Genomic DNA, 18,626 nt, shown 5'->3' with positions numbered 1-18,626 from the left:
CCCGGGTACGTCCCCTGGGTGGCGCGGTGAACAGGGTGTTTCCCTGGCGTTTCAGCGTGTTTCAGCAGGGCGCCCAGGCGCGGCGCTCCGGGCACGAAAAAGGGCCCGGACCGTGAAGTCCGGGCCCTCGCGCGCGGTGCGATGCGGCGCGACTACTTCCCGAGGAGCCCGCGCAGGCGCTTCTTCGCCTCGTCTTCGGCGCGCTTCTTGGCCTCGGCCTCCAGGCGCGCCTTCTCCTCGGCGGCCTTGGCCTCCAGCTCCTTGCGCCTGGCCTCGGCCTCGGCGCGAATCTTGTCCTCGCCGCCTTCGATGAGGCCCTGCACCTGCTGGCCGCGCTCGCCGCCAATCAGGCTGCCCGCCAGCGACGAGGCCGCCAGCTTCGCGATGAGCGTCACCGCCGGCTTCACGTCCAGGCTGGAGACGTCCGGCTTCCACGCGGGGCCGGTCAGCTTCAGGCCCACGGGGATGGCGGACGGCGGCGTCACCTTGCCCAGCGTGAGCGTCTTCACGGTGGAAGGCGTCAACGACACGGAGCCCGTCAGGTCCAGCGTGCCGTCCAGCCGGATGCCACCGTCGAAGCTCATCGCCGCCTCCGGCCGCGTCCACGTCAGCGGCTTGGAGAGTTGCGCCACGCCGTTCTTGATTTGCACGCTGAAGGGCAAATCGCCGCCCAGCTTCGTCACCTGCTCGTTCTTGAGGCCCTTGGCCGCGAAGGGCAGCGCCTTCGCGAGCGGCTCGGACACCGCCGAAATCAGGTCCTTGCCCAGCAGCTCACCATCCAGCAGGTCACCGCTGATGCCGCCCAGCAGCGTCTGCTGGAGCTGGTCCGGCGTGTAGCCCACGCCCTTCACGTCCACGTTGCCGTTGAACTTGCCCGTCACCGCCTTCTTGGGCGAGACCTGCAGCAGGGCCTGCTCCACCGCGAGGTTCTCCACCTTCACCTTCGCCTCGAAGGGACGCTGCGCGGGCAGGGGCCCCAGGCGCATGGTGGTGCCGTCGGCGGCAATCCTCCCGCCGAAGACGCCCGTGGAGAACTTCTCCACCGTGATGAGGTCGTCGGTCATCTTCACCACGCCCGTCACGTTCGTCATGTCCATGGCCATGTAGCGCAGCGTGCCCACCGTGAAGCGGATGTCGCCCCGGTAGCCATTGAAGCGCGCGGGGTCTTCCGAGGGCGGGGCCTCCGGCGGCGGGCCACCGCGCGCCTGGACCTCCTCCTCGCTCATCATCAGCGCGTCCGTGTCCAGCTTCGCGCTCTTGAGGTCCGCGGCGAAGGTGGTGGTCTGCTTCTTCCCCTGACCCGCGAGCGCGAAGGACGCGCTGCCCGTCATCGTGTCCGCGAGCACGTTCGCGGTCATCTTGGGGATGTCCACCTTCATGCCGGAGCCCTTGCCGGGCGCGTAGGTGCCCGCGGCGGCCAGGTCCATCCGCTGTCCCGGGGCCTTGTCCACCAGCAGGCCGGGCCGCAGGTTGATGCCGCCCAGGTCCGCCTTCGCGTCGAAGCGCAGGGCGCCGCCCGAGGCCGCCGCGCCGGAGACTCGCGCGGAGAGCTTCATCACCCCGCCCGCGTCCTTCGTGAGCTGGGCGGGCACGCGCAGCCGCACCGGTGTCAGGTCCACGTTGACGTCGAGCGCCTGCGTGTCCTGCGTGCCGCTGCCGCGCACGTCCAGGCCAATGGGGCCGGCAATCATCCCGTTGAGCTGCTTGCGCAGCGGCGGGTAGTACTCGGCGAGCACGGCCGGGTCCAGGTTGCGGCCCGTCAGCTCGAAGCCCTCCACCGTGGGCTTGTCGGTGAGCAGGCCCTTCACGCTGCCCTTGCCGCTGAGGCTCGCGGGGCCCAGGTCCACCTTCAGCTTGTTGAGCGCCAGGTCACCGGTGGTGATGTCGCCCGCGACGTCGGTGTCCATGACGACGTCCAGCGCCTTGCCACCCTCGGAGCCCGTGAAGCTCAGGCCCAGGGCCTTGATGATGCCCACCAGCTTCGTGGGGCCCTGGCCGCCGGGGACGGCGCCGCCCAGGTCCGCCTGCCAATCCGCGTCCAGCGTGCCCGCCCGCAGGCCGATGTCCGGCGGCAGGAAGGGCCCCAGCGGGGCGAGGTCGATTTTCTGCGCCTTCAGCGTCACGCGCTCGGGCGTGGGCATCAGGGTGGGGGGCAGCGGCGCGGCGTGCAGCGACACCTGGAGGTTCTGCGTGTCCGCGAGCACCGCGGCGGACAGGTTCACCACCAGCGGCTTGCCGGCGCGCAGGTCCTTCACCTCGATGTCCAGGTCCTTCACGCCCAGCTCGCGCGCCTGCTGCCCGGCGCCGCGGTCCACGAAGCGGATGGCGCCGTCGGTGAGGGCCGCGCGCTCCACGTGGACGCCGGAGAGGTCCATGGGCTGCGACGCCTCCTCGGGCGGGGCCTCCTCCTTGGGCTGTTGCTCCTCCAACCGCTGGAGCAGCCGCTGCACGTTGGTGGTGCCGTCGGGGAAGCGGACCAGGTTGACGGTGAGGCCGGTGACCTCGGCGTTCTTCACCTGGATGTCCTTGCCGCTGGAGGACAGGAGCGGGCCCGCGGCGACGCGCACGTCGATGAGGGCGAGCTGGGCCAGGGGCAGGTCCTCGCCCTCGGCGGGGCCGACGGTGACGTTCTCCACCTGGGCGCCGATGGTGGGGAAGAGCTTGGTGGAGATGTCCCCGATTTCGATGGGGCGGCCCAGCAGTGTGGAATAGGTGGCGGCCTGGTCTCGGGCCGTCTTGAGCAGGATGGCGTCCAGGCGCCAGAGGGCCACGGCCACGATGATGACGAGGAGCGCGAAGACTCCTCCGAGCACGTACGGCCAACGGCGCTTCTTCTTCACCACGGTGTCGGACATCGCTTGAAACCTCCTCCAGCGAGCGGGCCGCAGGGGCCGGCCTGGTGTGCGGTACCCGGCGGGATAAGCAGACGCTTAGCCCAGCCCTGGCTCGTCCGCACGCCTCCGGCGCGCTGGCCCGCCTCGGGACAGCAGCATGTCAGTTCTGCCCGAGAGGACGGGGGAGGCGGGGGGAAATGCACGGAGGCGTACATTTCAGAGGGCGTCTGGCTGCTCCGGGAGCGAAAACAACGGGGGCGCCAGCCGGCTCCTGGCGCCCCCTGCCACTCGACACATTTCCAGGTGCGCACCTGGCGCCAGGAAGGGAAGGGGGCCACCGCCGTCCCGGCCGGCCTCCCATGGCGGGTGCTCCTGGGGGGAGCAGGCGGGTTCCCCCGGGTTGCCCGGGCGCCGCTCCGCTCCTCCGGCATGTCGAGCGTAACGCCTACCTACCGTTCAGCGCCCGCCAACCGAGCCACACATCCCCTGCGGCCGGATGCGCAGGGCGCGCAGCTCACGGCCGTAGTCGGTGGCATCCGTCGCGGTGAAGTAGAGGTCCCACCCGAGCGCACGAAGTTCTTCGGGTCGGCGTTCATCATGCCCGGCGCGATGCCCATCAGCTCGAAGGCCCCTTGCTCGCGGGTGTCGCTCACCCAGACCTCGCGGCCGCCCTCGTCCGTGTGGGCGCTGAAGAAGAGGTACTCCTCCACCGCGGTCAGCTCCGACGGTGACGAGCTCATGGCGCCCGGCAGGATGTCCGCGTGCAGCCGGGTGCCGTTGGTCGTCCCGTCACTGCTCCACAGCTCGCGGCCATGCACGCCGTCATCCGCGGTGAAGAAGAGCCGGTTCTTCACCACCGTCAGCTTCTCCGGCTGCGACGGCACCGGGCCGGGGTAGATGTCCCGGACCCGCATGGTGCCCGACGTCGTTCCGTCGCTGCGCCACAGCTCGAAGTCCATGCCCATGGAGTCCGTGGTCGCGCCCAGGAAGAGCTTGTCCTTGAACGCGGCCATCCCGGACGGCGTGCCGGTGAACGTGTAGACGAAGCGCGCGAAGCTCGACGTGCCGCTGGTGACGTAGAGATGCGTCTCCGGCGCGTCGAAGTTCCAGGTGAAGTACAGCTTGTCCCCCACCGTCGTCAGGTGCCTGATGGTGTTGTCCTCCGGCGCGTCCGCCAACCGCACGAAGCTGGTGCCGTTGGTGCGGAAGAGCTGGACCCGGCTCAGCGCGCTGCTCGACGAGGAGAAGACACTCACCTTGACGAAGAGCGCGTTCGAACCCGCCACCAGCTCGAAGTGGTTGGTGACCTGGTCCCCCACCGTGCTGAAGTCGCGCAGCAGATAGGTGCCCATCTCCGTGCCGTCGCTGCGCCACAGCTCGCGGCCGTTGGTGCCGTTGTTCGCCGTGAAGTACAGGATGCCGTTGAAGACGGTCAGGTGCTCCGGGTTGGAGCTCGCGATGCCCGGCGAAATGTCTCGCACCAGCTCCGTGCCGCCCGGCGTGCCATCCGTCTTCCAGAGCTCGCGGCCCAGCACGCTGTTCGTCGCCGCGAAGAAGGTGGTCGTCCCCGCCTGGACGAAGGGCCCCGCGTCCGAACCCCGGCCGCCGGAGTGGACGTCCAGCAGCGGGCGCGTGCCCGAGGCCACGCCCGAGCTGATCCACGGCTCGCGGCCCCAGACGCCATCCGTGGCGGAGAAGTGCAGCACGTCGTTGCCGTGGTGGAGGTGGCGCGGGTCCGAGTCACCGGCGCCCGGGATGATGTCCCGCACCAGGCGGGCGTTGATGTCACACAGGTCCCAACTGCTGGAGGGCTCCGCCATGGGCGTGGTGTCGTCGCCGCGGACTTCGGCCTCCACGTGCGTCAGGCGGACCGGGTGGGGGGCTTCGATGCCGCATCCGGTGACGGCGATGCCTGAGACGGCGGACAACAGCAAAGGAAGGCTCTTTGCGCGAAGACGCATACACGCTCCATGTGGCGGTGGCTGGCTTGCGGTGGGGTGCCGCGGTCGCGCAATCTGGCTGAGATTTGACGAAACCCAACCCGTCCGCGAGTCGGTCCAGGTCTGTCATTGCGTGACAGTCCTTTGAAACGCTGTCTCACCGGGCGCCTCCGCGTACGAGGCCGGGGCCGCTCAGCGGACATCCGCGAGGACAGGTGTTCGCGACAGAAACGTCCCGGACGCGCTTCCCGCTTTCCGAACCGCGCGTTCGTAACGAGACTCGGGCCGTCATGCGCATCCGCTCCGCTCTCGTCCTGTTGTCCTGTGTCTCCGCTTGCGCTTCACGCCCGGCCGCCGGGCCGGAGGAATCCCAGGCCCTGTCCAAGGCCGCGCCGTCGCGGGCGGATGCCAACTACATCCTGCTCGCCCGCGAGTACCTGGATTGGTACGCGGCGGCGAACCCCACCCGGGCCACGCAGCTCGGCTACCACATGCATGACGCCCACCTGCCGGACCTCTCCTCCGACGCGCTGGGGCGCAAGTCAGAGGCGCTGCGTGGCTGGCTGACGCGCTTGGAGCAGGTGGAGCGCGGCGGGCTGTCGGAAGAGGCCGCCGTGGACGTGCGCGTGCTGGAGAACGCCATTCGCGCCGAGCTGCTGGTGCTGGAGGAGGAGCGGCCCTGGGAGCGCGACCCGGGGTACTACGTGGGGGTCATCTCCACCGGGCTCAGCAGCCTGTCGTCCCGCGAATTCGCGCCGCTGCCCGAGCGCCTGCGCGCCATGCGCTCCCGGATGACGCGCATCCCGGGCGTGCTCGACGCGGCGCAGTTCAACCTGGGCGGCGTGCCGAAGCTGTGGGTCGAGTACGCCATCCGCGACACGCATGGCACCGTGGCGTGGCTGCGCATGGACCTGCCCCGGGCCTTGAGCGCGCAGGGCTTCGCGAAGGTGCCGCTGAGCGAGCGCGCCGCCTTCACCGCCGCGCGCGAGGAGACGGCGCGGCAGTTGGACGCCTTCGCCGTGTGGCTGGAGCGCGAGCTGCTGCCCAAGGCGGACGGCGACTTCCGCCTGGGCCGCGAGCGCTTCGAGCGGAAGCTGGCGCTGGAGGAGCACGTGACGCTGAGCGCGGATGAGCTGCGCGACATCAACGAGCGCGCCATCCGCGAGTACCAGGCCTGGGTGGCGCGTGAGGCCGCCCGGGTGGACCCTTCCAAGACACCCGCGCAGGTGATGGCGGACCTGGTGAAGGACCACCCGAAGGCGGAGGAGCTGGTGGCCTCGGCGCGGGCGCAGTTGTCGGAGCTCCAGCGCTTCGTGCGCGAGCGGAACATCCTCACGTTGCCGTCGGACCGGCTGCCGGTGGTGCGGGAGACGCCGCCGTATGCGCGCCTGGGCTTCGCGTCCATGGACTCGCCCGGTCCCTTCGAGACGAAGGACACCGAGGCCTTCTACAACATCACCAACGTGGAGCCCGGCTGGACGCCCGAACAGAAGGCGCAGCACCTGACGTACTTCAACCGCGCGGGCCTGTTGGGCATCACCGTCCACGAGGCGATGCCGGGACACTTCGTGCAACTGCTCTACGGCGCGCGCATTCCCACGGACGTGCGCAAGGTCTTCACCCCCGCGTCGCTGGTGGAAGGCTGGGCGCATTACAGCGAGCAGATGATGGTCGACGAGGGCCTGGGCGACGGCGACCCGGCCGTGCGGCTGGGCCAGCTCCGGCGCGCGCTCCAGCGGCATGCGCGCTGGTACGCGGCGCTGGCGCTGCACGTGTACGACGAGCCCATCGAGGCGGTGGCGAAGCGCTACGCGGAGATTGCGTACTTCGAGCCCTTCCCCGCGCTGCGCGAGGTGGAGCGTGGCACGCTCAACCCCACGTACCTGTATTACGCCGTGGGGCGCATGCAGATTTTCAAGCTGCGCGACGACTACCGCCGCCATCTCGAGTCGCGCGGCAAGAAGTGGGTGCTGAAGGATTTCCACGACCGGCTCCTCCAGCTCGGGCTGCCCGTGTCGCTCGCGCGGGAGGTCTTCCTGCCGGGCGACACGTCACCGTCGCTGGAGTGAGCGGAGCGGCTACAGCTCGATGACCCGAGGGGCTTCCTCCGGCGCGGGATGCGTCCTGCTGGCGAGCCCCTGGAGGCTGAAGCCGTTGGGCGGGTGCACGGCGCCCGCGGTGTTCGGGTCGAGGTAGAGGCTCACCGGCGTGGTGAGCCCGTCGTACGACACCTCGAACACCTCCAACTCGGTGGGCATGCCGGTGCCGCAGCAGGGGCCCACGCGCTTCCAGGCGATGCGCTCGCCGCGTGGACCGCGCAGCAGCTCGAGGAAGGCCATCAGGCCCCGGTCACCCCAGCCGACGCGGATGGGGTCCTGGGGGTGGAAGCCGTACTCCACCACCTCGACCCGCGGCGACGTGGAGGCCGAAGCGCGCGGCTCCGGAACCACCGCCTTGTTGGATGATGCACACGCCGCCAGGAAGAGCATCCCGGCGCAAGCTGCCCACAGTCGCGACATTCCGACCCTCCCCACCACCACCGTCCCGTGGGGAAGATGTGTTCGGGTAGCGCATCGTGCACGCCTGCGGGGCCAGTGGCGTTCAGCGCCGGACGTTGGCCGGCCCTTTCGTCACTTCTTCGGCTTCTCCGACATGGACCGGATGAAGACCTTGTCGATGCCGTGGATGCGCAGGTTCACCAGTTCATCCGCGGTGATGTTCGTGTAGCCGGCCTCGCGCATCTGCTTCACGAACTCGGGCGTGACCTTGTGGATGCGGAAGGCCAGCGCCTGGTCCCGCGTGAGGTCCTTGAAGCCCAGCTCGTGCATCTGCTTCATGAACTCGGGCGTGACCTTGTGGATGCGGAGGGCGACGATGTCGTCCGAGTCCGTGCTCTTGAAGCCCAGCTCGCCCATCTGCTTCACGAACTCGGGGGTGACCTTGTGGATGCGGAAGGCCACGAGGTCTTCGTTGCTCAGGTCCTTGAAGCCGATGCTCCGCATCTCCCGCGCGTAGTCGGGCGTGACGCCGTGAATCGTCATGGAGGTCAGCTCGTCCCAGTTGCCCGGCTTGAGGCCCGCGGCGGTGAATTCCTTCACGCGCTCCGGGGTGACCTTGTGGATGCGCCCCTGCACGAGCTGGTCGAAGGTCAGCTTGGGGTATCCGGCGTCGGCCAGGGCGCGCGCGTACTCCGGCGTCACGTCGAAGATGCCCGCCTGGATGAGCGCGTCCAGGCTGAGGTCCTTGTAGCCCAGCGCCGCCAGGCCCTGGATGCGCTGGGTCGTCACATTGGTGCTGGCGAGCTGGAACTGGGCCTTGGGCGTGAGGTCCTTGTAGCCCAGCGAGGCCATCGTCTTGGCGAAGGCGGCGCTGGCGTCGAAGCGGAAGTGGCCCGCGCCCTGGCCGTCCCGGAACTGGCCCTCGAAGTGGAAGGTGCCTGCTTCGCGCGGCAGGGTGAAGGTGGTGGCGCCACCGGTGGTGGACAGGCCCTTGAAGGAGGCCAGGGGCTCGCTGAAGCCCATGTTGTGGCCCGGCGACTGGTGGAGCTGGAGTTGGAGTGCGTTGTCCTGGCGGCGGCTGGGCGAGCCCGTCCAGGTGCCACGGGGCTCGAAGGCCGCGGACTCGGCGGACGCGGCGGTGGCCACCAGCAGCGCGGCCACGAGGGACAGAGGGGACGACAGGCGATGCATGGCGGGCTCCTTCGCTTCGGGTAGACCCCTCCCGTGCGGCGCGCATCCGGAGGGATGCGCGCCGAGCGGGGTGGGGCAGGTCAGTGAGGTGGGGGAATGCGGCTACTTCGAACCGTTGCCGCGCATCTTCCGGATGAACTCCGCGTCCACGCCGCCGTTGCGCAGCCGCACCAGCTCGTCGACGGAGAGGTCCTTCATGCCCGCGTCCGCGAGCTCGCGGATGAAGCCGGCGTCCACGCCGGTGGCGCGCAGCCGCTGCAGCGTCTTCGCGTCCTTCGTCTCCACGCCCGCCTTGCGTATCTCCGCGAGCCAGTCGGACGAGATGCCCATGGCGCGAAGCTGCATCAGCTCCTTGGGGCTCAGCTTGGACAAGCCGTTCTTGCTCATGGCGTCGATGAAGGCCGGGTCCACGCCCACGGCGCGAAGCTGGGCGAGCTCGTGCAGGGACAGGTTCGTGTAGCCGGTGGCCTTGAGCTCGCGGACATAGGCCTCGTCCACGCCCACGGCGCGCGCGTGGACCAGGGCCTTCGGGTCGTCGACGGAGAAGCCCGCGGACTGGAGCGACTCGATGTACGCGGGCGTGACGCCCATGTGGCGCAGTTGGGTCAGCTCGCGCGCCTCCATCTTCCGGCCGAAGCGCGCGTTCATCGACTTCGCGTAGTCCGGCGTGACGCCCGCATGGCTCATGCCCACCAGGTTGGCGACGGTGGGCGCGTAGCCCAGGTCCGTCAGTTGCTGCACGTGCTCCGGCGTGACACCCGCGACCTTCAGTTCGACCAGTTGATTCACGGAGAGCTGCTGGCCCGCGCCGACCTGCGTCTGGGTGTCCACGCTCCGGCGGGAGCGCTCACGCGGCGTTCGCGGCGTCTCCGCGTCCAACTGGGCGAGGTTGCCCAGGGCGACCTCGGCCGCGGTGAGCGCCGTGAGCGCGATGCTCGTGGAGAAGGAGGACAGGCTGTCCAGCTCGGGCGGCGCCAGGGGCGCGGGCGGAGCGGGAGGCGCCGGCGGCGCGGCGGGGGCCGCGATGGCGGCGGGCACGGCGACTGGCGCGGGAGCCAGGGCCGGCGTCGCGATGCCCGCGGGCAGGGCGCCCGGCGTGGCGGCGACCACTGGCGAGGCGAAGGCCGCGACGCCCACGGGCGCGCCGTGCATCTCAGGGGCGTGCACCGCGCGTGGCGCCCGGTGCAGGGTCGCCGTGCCGGGGAGGCTCGCGTCCGTCGCCTGAGCGCCCGCGGTCTCCGCGCGGTCTTCCAGGTCCGCATCCGTCCCCACACCCAACTGTCCCAGCACCAGCGAGGTCAGCGGAGCGGCCACCGCGAGGCTGCTGATGAGCGTGAGCACGGACGCGCCCGCCGCCCAGCGTGACGCGCAGCGCGACGTGGGCAGGGTGATGAGCCGGCGCACGCGCTCCGGCAGCGAGCCGCCCAGCGCGGACATCGCGGGGCTCGGCGTCTCCGGCAGGATGCGCAGCGCCTCCAGCGCCGTCAGCGCGCGGGCATAGGAGACGGAGTTGCCGCTGGCGGCCACCGCGACGTCATCACAGCAGTTCTCGCGCTCGACGCGGATGACGCTGGAAATCCACCGCACCGCCGGGTGGAAGAAGAGCAGCGTCTCCACCATCACCTGCGCCAGGTTCACCGCGAAGTCGTGGCGGCGGATGTGGGCCAGCTCGTGCGCCAGCACCATCTCCAACTGCCGGGCGGGCAGGCCGGACAGGGTGGACACCGGCAGCAGCACCACCGGCGACAGCCAGCCCACCGCGGACGGCACGTCCACGTCGTAGGTCTGGAGCAGCCGCACCGCGCGGCGCAGCCCCAGCTTCCGGGCCAACGCGTCCATCCGCTCCTGCCACGGCTCCGGCGCCGGCACGGCCCGGTCGGTCAGCCGGCGCAGCTTCATCCACTCCGCCGCCATCCGCCCCGAGGACAGGCCCACGCCCGCGACCCAGGCCAGCACCAGCCATTGAAGATGCGCCTCCACGCCGGACAGCGCGCGCTGCAGCAGCAAGCCGCCCACGACCAGCAGCGGCCCCATGCGCGCCAGCAAGGTGCTCTCGACGCCGAAGGCCGGGCCGTCCTCGGCCATGTCCGCGTCAATCCACTCCTCCGTCGCGGCCTCGTGCGCCATCACCGTCCGGGCCCACGACTCGGGCGTGGGCAGGACGGCGGCGTCCATGGGCAGGCCCACCGTCACGACCGTGCGAGGCGCCGGCGTCTCCACCGTGGCCGCCGCGTCCATTGGCGCGGGCGCGCCGTGGAAGTGCCTCCACCCCGAGGCCACCGGCAGCGCGAGCGCCAGCACCAGCGCACCGCACGCCAGCGCATACCGCGCATGCGCCGCGCGACGGCCCGCGGCGATGAGCGCCACCGCCAGCATCAGCGCCACCAGCGTTCCCTGCCAGAGCGAATGCAGCAGCGCCCAGCCCATGGACTCCATCAGCAGCCGGCTCATTCCTCGTCTCCTTCCAGGGTATCGAGCAGGCGGCGCAGCTCCGCCAGTTCCTCGGGGCGCGTCCGCTTCGACGACAGCGCCTGCATCGCCAGCCGCGCCGGGGAACCCCCGAAGGCGCGATCCACCAGGTCCGTCACCAACTGCCGCTGCGTCCGCTGCTCCGTGGCGTGGGCGCGGTACACGTGCGCGCGCTGGGACTCGTCGCGCTCCACCAGGCCCTTCTCCGTCATGATCTGCATCAGCTTCAGCACCGTCGTGTACCCGGTGCCCTCCGGGTCGTTCCGGGTCAGCGCCTCATGCACCTCACGCACCGTGCTGTCGCCGCGCTCCCAGAGTACCCGCAGGATGGCCAGCTCCCCATCCGTGGGTCGCGGCAGCTTCGTCTCGCTCATGACGTTTCCCTCTGCGACTCGATTGCCTGAAGCCATATTACGAATCGGTTCGTAGATGTCAACGAAGCCCTTCGTAGATACGGTCCGTCAAAGCCCCCTGCCTCTGGGTGAGGGAGGGGGCGAGGGGACCGCCGGGTGCTCAGCCTTCCTGGCGCGTCACGGGCTCGGCTGGGGCCTGCGGGGTCGAGCCCGGCGTGCCCGCGTTGTCCCAGAAGCGGCGCGGGTGGCCGTCACCGCGGGTGCCACCGGAGAGGCGGTCCACCCAGGGGTAGCGCTGCGCCTCCTCGGCCGTGTAGCCCAGGTTGAAGACGGTGGGGCTCTTGGGCCTGTCACCGGACTTCTCGTAGAGCGTCCCGAAGAGCCGGTCCCAGAAGTAGTTGGTGATGCCGTAGTTGCCCTGCTCGTTGTGGAAGTGGTGCGACAGGTGCAGCCGCTTGATGTCCTTCAGGAACCGGGACTTGGGCGTGTAGTTCAGGTGCTGGATGCAGTGGCAGAACTCGTAGAAGCACGTAATCACCATGGCCCAGCCCAGCGCGGCGGCGGCGCCCGCCTTGCCCCCGATGAGGTAGCCGATGGGCGCGATGACGCCGGCCACGGTGGGGAGCACGTTGGCCAGCGCGCCGAAGAGCACGCGCAGGTCGTGCGGGTCCTGGTGGTGGTCGAAGTGGATGCGCTTCCACGTCGACGCGGTGAGGGGCGACTTGTAGAGGAAGCGGCTGTGCAGGATGTGCTTGTGGACCAGGTACCAGCCGAACGGGAACACGACGCTGGCGGCCAGCATGGCCAGCAGCATGCGCAGCGGGTTCTCGAACCACTTCACCGCCAGGGCCAGGCTGATGACGCCCACGGTGATGTAGGCCACCACGGCGTAGTAGGTGAAGAACGAGTAGACCAGGTCGCCCAGCGTCATCCGGTCCAGGTTGTGCTTCCGATTCTTCAGGAACGAAAAGGGTGCGCTGACGGCCACGGTATCCTCGCAAAGAATCGCTGCGGTGCTGTCAGTACCCAGCGCGTTCGAAAATGCTGCATCCAGATGGGCGCCCTGTAGCGTTTTTCTGGTTCACCCAAGAAGCAACCCTGCTGAGTGAACAGACGGCATGTCGCCTGCCTGGGGAGAGGCCGGCCCAGGCACGGGCTTCCTTCGCGTCGGATAGCAGCCCACTTTCCTGGAAGCGAGGATGACTTGCCGGGAGGCGCGGATGGCGGAGCACGAAGGACAGCAGACACCCAGGACGCAAGGGCGCAGGCGGAGGAGCGTTTCCAGGGCTGTGAGCACTGGTGAACGAAAGACGCCGCCGGAGCGGGGCAGCATCGCGCTGCGGCGCACGGCGTCGGAGTACCGCGTGACGGCGGAGGAGCAGGCCGCGCGCGTGCGCGAGGAAATCGAGGCGGCGCTCGTCGTGGCCCGTGGCACGCGAGAGGCCATCGAGCAGCGCATCGCGGATCAACTCCACGCGCCGCCGGTGAGTCCCAAGCCGCCGCCCGCGCGCCGCAAGCGCGCGAGCCGGACGGCCTCGCGCGGCAAGTAGGCCCCGCGTCTCAGGGCGTGAGGCGCGTGGACTGCGGCGGCACCAACGGCGCGGCTTCCTCGGCGGGCGCGCTCGAGGGCGCCTCGCCCAACTGCTTCAGCTTGCGCGCCAGGTCCGCGGCCTGAGCGCCCTTGGCTCCCAGCTCGCTGCCCTGCACGCCAATGAAGGACACGCGGGCACGCTCCATCAGCGCCACCTGCGCGTGGAGCTGGGCCAGCAGCCGCTCGCTGCGGCGGGCCAGCACGTCCAGGTGGTTGAGCTCCTCGCCCAATGAGGACGCGGCCAGCTCCAACTGCCGCCGGGCCACCGCGTCCTGGGTGGCGGCGGCGCGCTGGCGCAGCTCGCGCACCTGTGCGTCCACGTCGTTGGCCACCACGGAGCCGAGCTGCGCCGCCAGCCCGTGGTGGGCCTCCGCCAGCGAGAAGCATTCGCCGGCCAGCTTCTCCACCACGCCGAGCAGCTCCGAGCGCTCGGGGCTCGCGGGCAGCTTCAGCACCGACGCCTTGCACTGTCGGTAGAGCGACAGCGCCCGCGCGGACAAATCCCGGGCCTCGCCCTGGAGGCCGCCCTCCAGCCGCCCACCCCGCGCCTCCACCGCGTCCAGCTCCACGGTGACGTTGGCCGGCAGCGTGCCAATGCCCCAGAAGAGGCCCACGACGAGGAAGCTCACCAGCGCGGACAGCATGCCGGTGCTGCCCAGGAAGCGCGCCTCCAGCACCTGCTGGACGTACAGCCCCAGGGGCACGAGCACGCCCGCGGCGGCGGCGCTCGCGGCCACGGTGGCGGGCTTGCCTGGATGCTCACGCCCCAGGCCCACCCAGCCCACCAGCGCCGCGGCCAGCGCGCCGCCGATGCTCTGCGGCACCGGGTCGGGCGCCTCGAAGAAGTAGGGCAGGGCGGGCACCACCGCCAGCGCCAGCCGGAGCGCCATGGGGTGGACGCCCGTGGGCTTCGCGCAGGCCAGCGCGGCGGCGGCGACGGCGAGGTACCCCGGCCCCAGGTTCACGTGCAGCCGCTCGGCGGCGCCCGCGACCAGGCCCATGCAGGCGGCGCCTCCCAGCGCGCGAAGCGTGCGGGACTCGAACTCTTCGCGGTGGAAGAACTGCAGGGAGAGGGCCATGGGGTTCACCGTCCTGCGCGGCTAGTACGTGTTGTTCTGGCCAAAGTTCCGGATGGATTTCTTGAGCAGGTTGCGGGACTCGGCCTGCTCCTGCTCCGCGTTGGCGGCACCCTGCAAGGCTGCCTGGGAGGAGTGCACGTCCGCAAGCTCCCCGGAGAGCGCATCCGCGGAGGTTCCGAAAATCGTCCGGGCGTTGTCCAGCAGGCTACGGGCCTTCGCCTTGTTGCCGAGCTTCATCTCCTCCGCGGCGGCCACCATCTGCTGGGTGCCCAACGCGCGCGTGGCATGGACACGCACCTCCTTGTCCAGGTGGGCGCGCACGCGCTCCATGTCGTTCGTCACCTGCGCGCTGAGCTGGAGCCCCGTCTCAATGGGCATGTCGCGGACCACGTCCACGTAGTGCAGCCGGGCGTTCACCAGCGCCAGCGTGCCGGCGGTCTGCTCCGTCTTCAGCGTCAGCTTCGTCACCACGCGCACAGTCTGAGAGCCGGCCAGGTCGTACAGCGGCACCTTCAGGACGTTGCCCTCGCGGTAGGACGCCATGCCCATGACGTCCACGTGCTGCACCTCCGGGGGCACGTCCAGCCGCAGCTCCAACTGCCGGGCCACGGTGCTGGTCGCCTGGTCCAGCTCCCGGGCGAAGACCTCCGCGAGCCGCGACGAGTCGTCGATGAAGCCGGAGAAGCCGCCGCCCTGCTCCGCGATGCCGCGCATCAGCAGCTCCTGGTAGTCCCGGCCCACGCCCAGCGCGCTGATGGTGACGCCGTCGCGGCGCAGCCGGTGCGCCTGCTGGAACAGGTCCGAGTCATTCGTGAGGCCGGTGGTGGGCTGCCCGTCGCTCAGCATGATGGCGCGGCTGACGCGGTACTCGTGCATGTGGGGCCGCAGGGCCTCGGTCGCCGCTTCGAGCGCGCCGCTGATGTTGGTGCTGCCGTCGCCGCTCAGCGAGGCGATGAGGGAGAGCAGCTCCTCACGCGCCTCGGGCGTCATCTTCCGGCTGTGGTGCACGCGCACGTCGGTGCCGTAGTCGATGAAGGCGAGCCGGTCCTCCGGCGTCAGTCGCATCACCAGCTCCCGGGCGGCGTGCCGGGCATCCTCCAGCTTCCTGCCCGCCATGGAGCCGGAGCGGTCCAGCACCAGCGCCAGGCTGACGGGCACGCGCTGCTGGGCGTCGGGCGGGCGCGCCTGCAGCTCCAGCCACGCGAAGGCCTCGCTCGGCCCCGTCTGCACGTAGCCTCCGGAGAGCTTGCCGTACATCGTCACGGCGCCGCCCGCGGGCTCGGCGGACACCCGCGGCAGGGTGTGGACGGCGGGAGGGTCCTCCGGCCTGCGCACCGTGTGGCTGGTGTCGGTGACGACGGGCGCTGGCGGCGCGGGAGGCGGTGGGGGCTTGCCCAGCAGAAGTGCGCCGACGGCGAGCGCTCCGGTGGCGGCGACCAGCAGCAGCGAGCGGTTCATTCAGGGCCTCGGGGTTGGAGCGGGTGTCAGGGGTGTTGGAACGGCACACTCGCCCGGGGCCTGTCTTTCGCGCATCGGTCACCGGGAGGAGGGTCCGCCCGTTGTCCGATGTCCCCACGACCCCATCGCTCAGGCCTGCGGTTGGGGTTGCCGCTGTCGCACGATGTCCTCCACCACGCTGCGCACGCGGGCCTCGTCGAAGGGCTTCTCCAACAGGAGGTTGGGGATGCTGGCGAGGAAGTCCCGCGCGCCCGTGGTGAACGCGCCGCCGGAGACGAAGACGAAGCGGCGCTCCAAGCCCGTGTACTCGCGGCGCACGGCTTCGTACACGTCGCGCCCCGTCAGGTCCGGCATCATCACGTCGCACAGCACCGCGTCCGGCTCCAGCCCCTGGTCCAGCAGCTCCAGCGCCTGCCGGCCGCTGCACGCCACGTCCACCTGGTGCCCCCGCAGGATGCGTTGCAGCACCCGTCCCACCGCGGGCTCGTCGTCCACCACCAGCACCCGTCCGCGCGGCACGCGAGGCGCCTGCGGGACGGGCGCCTCGGCGGTGTGCGCGCGCGCCAGCGTCTGCGGCGTGGGGAGCATCACGCGGAAAACCGTGCCGCGCCCCGGCTCGCTGTCCACGGTGATGTCGCCCCCCAGCCCGTTGATGATGCTGTGGCAGATGGACAGGCCCAGGCCGGTGCCCACGCCCACGGGCTTGGTGGTGAAGAAGGGGTCGAAGATGCGGTCGATGACCTCGCGCGGAATGCCCACGCCCGTGTCGCCCACCTCCACCACCACGCGGCCCACGCTGTCCAGCCGCGTGGCCAGCCGGATTTCGTGCCGGTGCGCCGCGCCCTCGGGGATGGCCTGCGCCGCGTTCACCACCAGGTTGAGGAACACCTGGCTGAGCTTGCCCTCGTTCGCCATGACCGGCGGGATGTCGCCGTAGTCGCGCCGGAGCTGCGCGCGGTGGCGGATTTCGTTGGCCGCCATCATCGCCACCGACTCCAGCACCGAGTGCACGTCCAGCGGCGACACGCTCTCCTCGTCCGGGCGGGAGAACGTCTTGAGCTGGCGGACAATCTGGCGGACGCGCTCGGCGCCCTCGCACGCCTCGTTCAGCACCTCCTGCCACTCACCCAGGTCGGGCTCGCCCTTGAGCCGCGCCTGGAGCGCCGCCGCGCCGTCCCCGGGCGGCAGGCTGCGGTGGAACTCGTCGGTGAGGAAGCCCAGGTTGGACAGCACGAAGGCCAGCGGGTTGTTGATTTCGTGCGCGATGCCCGCCGCCAGCGTGCCCACCGAGGCCAGCCGGTCCGCCAGCGTCAGCCGGGCCTGGAGCTGGCGCTGCTCCGTCACGTCGCGGGCAATGGACACCACCGCGGGCTGTCCGTCGAAGCGCAGCGGCAGCGACACCACCTCCGCCACCCGCGTGCGCCCGTCACGGCGCACCAGCCGCCGCTCGCCGGTGAGCGCGCCGGCCCTCACCGCCTCCGGGCTGCGCATGTCACGCACGAACTCCGTGAGGGGCCGGCCCACCAGTTGGTCCGCGCGCTCGAAGCCCAGCGTGGCCACCATGGCCGCGTTGGCGTAGACGATGTGGTCGTGTCGCTCGATGGCCGCCGCGTCCGGCACGCCCTCCAGCAGCGCGCGGAAGCTGGCCTCGGACAGGCGCAGCGCCTCCTCCGCCTGTCGCCGCTCGGTGATGTCGCGCGCCAGGCCCTCCACCGCCACCATCCGCCCGGAGGCGTCCGTCACCGGCGCCACCACGTGCTCCAGCCACAGCGTGCGGCCGTCGGGGTGGAGGAAGCGCACCACCACCGGCGCGCCCTGGAAGGGCTCGGGCGCCTCCAGGAGCTGCTCCATCAGCGCGCGGTCCTCCTCATGCACGCGCCGGTACCAGAGCTCCGCGTCCGCGTAGTGCGCCACCGGCCCGTAGCCCAGCTTGGCGTGGGCCACGCGGCTGACGTACGCGAAGCCGCGCGGGGCCTCGCGCCGGTAGACGTAGAGGACGTCCGATGCGTTCTCCGCCAACTGCCGGAAGCGCCGCTCGCGCTCACGCAGCGCGCGCTCCGACTCGCGCCGCTCCAACGCCATGGACATGGCGCCCGCCGCCGCCGACAGCAGGTCCACCTCCAGCCGGTCCCACCGCCGCGCCTCGTTGCAGTTGTCGAAGCCCACGAAGCCCGTGAGCACGCCGCGCACGCGCAGCGGAAGCGCCAGCAGCGACAGGATGCCCTGCGGCTCCAGCAGCTCGCGCTCCGACGCGGGGAAGTCCGTCACCAACCCTTCGATGACGTCGCCGCGCGACAGCGTCTCCATCCACCGCCGCAGCGCCGGCTCCATGGGCAGGCTCTGCAGGTCCGGGTTGTCGATTTCCGGCCGCACGCCCGGCGCGCACCACTCCGCCCGCTGGCTGCACAGCACGGAGCCGTCCTGCGCCCGGTGCAGCTCGAAGACATAGACGCGGCTGGCACCCGACGCCTGTCCCAGCGGCGCCAGCGCGGGGCCGTAGAGGTCTCCGCCGTCCTGCGTGGCCAAGAGCCGCTGCTGCATGTCCACCAGCGCCGTGAGGTAGCGCTCGCGCCGCGCCAGCGCGCCGTCCGCGTGCTTGCGCTCGGTGAAGTCGTTGAGCGTCCCCGCCAGGCCCAGGATGGTGCCGTCACTGTCGTGCATCAGCCGGGCGAAAACTTCGACCCAGCGGTAGCCGCCATCGCGCGTGAGGTAGCGCACCTCGTGGCGCATGTACTCCACCTCGCCGGCGAACAGCCTGCGCAGCGTCTCCAGCTCCGGGTTCTTCTCCCGGTCCTCCGGATGGACGAAGTCCATGAAGTGGCGGCCCAGGCTCTCCTCGACGCTGAAGCCCGTGATGTCCGTCCACGTCAGGTTGAGGAAGGTCCACGTCCCGGCCAGGTCCGTCTGGAAGACGACTTCCTTCAGACTGTCGATGACCAGGCGGTAGCGATGCTCGCTGGAGGCCCAGTCAGGCGTGGTCTGCGGCTTCGGCATGATGGGGCTCGAGAAAGTGGGCCGCACGGGTGGACGCAAGGTCACCCGGTTGCGCTACAAAGGGCCAGAGAATCTGGATTTCCGGGCAGGCAAGCAAGGGGGGCTTCGATGACCCTGGTTGGCTCGGGATGGGGATGGTGCCCCTCCTGCTGTTGTGTGGATGCACGGAGGCTTACTTTCTTCCGCGGTGGCGGACTTGCCTCCATGCCGCCTCTACTT

The 18,626-nt window shown here is 70.6% G+C and carries 12 protein-coding genes; 2 read left to right on the top strand and 10 right to left on the bottom strand.

Annotation, left to right across the window (positions count from 1 at the left end; translation table 11 throughout):
• Window positions 1-152 precede the first annotated feature (152 nt).
• Together A176_RS33075 and A176_RS33070 are read right to left on the bottom strand one after the other, a co-directional pair.
• On the bottom strand, window positions 153-2,855 hold the full coding sequence (locus tag A176_RS33075; RefSeq protein WP_002637629.1) for a DUF748 domain-containing protein: 2,703 nt from the start codon (window positions 2,853-2,855) through the stop codon (window positions 153-155).
• A 428-nt stretch (window positions 2,856-3,283) separates the two neighbouring features.
• Complete coding sequence (locus A176_RS33070; protein WP_226994063.1) at window positions 3,284-4,762, bottom strand: ELWxxDGT repeat protein; 1,479 nt, start codon at window positions 4,760-4,762, stop codon at window positions 3,284-3,286.
• 302 nt (window positions 4,763-5,064) lie between these two features.
• Between A176_RS33070 and A176_RS33065 the strand changes: the two genes are divergently transcribed.
• Window positions 5,065-6,843 carry a DUF885 domain-containing protein gene (locus A176_RS33065; RefSeq protein ID WP_002637627.1) on the top strand — a complete coding sequence of 593 codons (1,779 nt, stop codon included), beginning with the start codon at window positions 5,065-5,067 and terminating at the stop codon, window positions 6,841-6,843.
• A gap of 9 nt (window positions 6,844-6,852) precedes the next feature.
• On the opposite strand, the gene A176_RS33060 is transcribed toward A176_RS33065, so the two are convergent.
• The 5 genes from A176_RS33060 to A176_RS33040 all read right to left on the bottom strand — a co-directional run bounded on the left by A176_RS33060 (window position 6,853) and on the right by A176_RS33040 (window position 12,273).
• Window positions 6,853-7,293 carry a fibril protein gene (locus A176_RS33060; RefSeq protein WP_226994062.1) on the bottom strand — a complete coding sequence of 147 codons (441 nt, stop codon included), beginning with the start codon at window positions 7,291-7,293 and terminating at the stop codon, window positions 6,853-6,855.
• 111 nt (window positions 7,294-7,404) lie between these two features.
• A complete protein-coding gene (locus A176_RS33055) occupies window positions 7,405-8,463 on the bottom strand; it encodes a hypothetical protein (RefSeq protein ID WP_002637625.1) in 1,059 nt (352 codons plus the stop codon).
• Window positions 8,464-8,565: 102 nt separating this feature from the next.
• Window positions 8,566-10,914: a M56 family metallopeptidase gene (locus A176_RS33050; protein ID WP_002637624.1), complete on the bottom strand. Its 2,349-nt coding sequence runs from the start codon at window positions 10,912-10,914 to the stop codon at window positions 8,566-8,568.
• Window positions 10,911-11,306, bottom strand: a complete 396-nt coding sequence (locus tag A176_RS33045; protein WP_002637623.1) for a BlaI/MecI/CopY family transcriptional regulator — start codon at window positions 11,304-11,306, stop codon at window positions 10,911-10,913. Before A176_RS33045 ends, A176_RS33050 begins: the two co-directional genes overlap by 4 nt.
• A 139-nt stretch (window positions 11,307-11,445) precedes the next feature.
• On the bottom strand, window positions 11,446-12,273 hold the full coding sequence (locus A176_RS33040; RefSeq protein WP_002637622.1) for a sterol desaturase family protein: 828 nt from the start codon (window positions 12,271-12,273) through the stop codon (window positions 11,446-11,448).
• A gap of 301 nt (window positions 12,274-12,574) precedes the next feature.
• On the opposite strand from A176_RS33040, the gene A176_RS33035 reads away from it, so the two are divergent.
• Window positions 12,575-12,835, top strand: coding sequence for a hypothetical protein (locus A176_RS33035; RefSeq protein WP_002637621.1), 261 nt, complete (start codon window positions 12,575-12,577; stop codon window positions 12,833-12,835).
• A gap of 10 nt (window positions 12,836-12,845) precedes the next feature.
• Here the strand turns inward: A176_RS33035 and A176_RS33030 are convergent, their stop codons facing one another.
• The 3 genes from A176_RS33030 to A176_RS33020 form a co-directional block, all read right to left on the bottom strand.
• Window positions 12,846-13,955: a hypothetical protein gene (locus tag A176_RS33030; RefSeq protein ID WP_002637620.1), complete on the bottom strand. Its 1,110-nt coding sequence runs from the start codon at window positions 13,953-13,955 to the stop codon at window positions 12,846-12,848.
• 21 nt (window positions 13,956-13,976) lie between these two features.
• The gene (locus A176_RS33025) at window positions 13,977-15,413 is read right to left on the bottom strand and encodes a vWA domain-containing protein (protein ID WP_002637619.1); all 1,437 of its coding nucleotides are present in this window, start codon (window positions 15,411-15,413) and stop codon (window positions 13,977-13,979) included.
• 129 nt (window positions 15,414-15,542) lie between these two features.
• On the bottom strand, window positions 15,543-18,407 hold the full coding sequence (locus A176_RS33020; RefSeq protein ID WP_002637618.1) for a PAS domain S-box protein: 2,865 nt from the start codon (window positions 18,405-18,407) through the stop codon (window positions 15,543-15,545).
• Window positions 18,408-18,626 lie beyond the last annotated feature (219 nt).

The organism is Myxococcus hansupus (genome assembly GCF_000280925.3).
In the GTDB taxonomy this organism is placed as follows: domain Bacteria; phylum Myxococcota; class Myxococcia; order Myxococcales; family Myxococcaceae; genus Myxococcus; species Myxococcus hansupus.
This window is presented reverse-complemented; position numbering and strand designations above follow the sequence as displayed.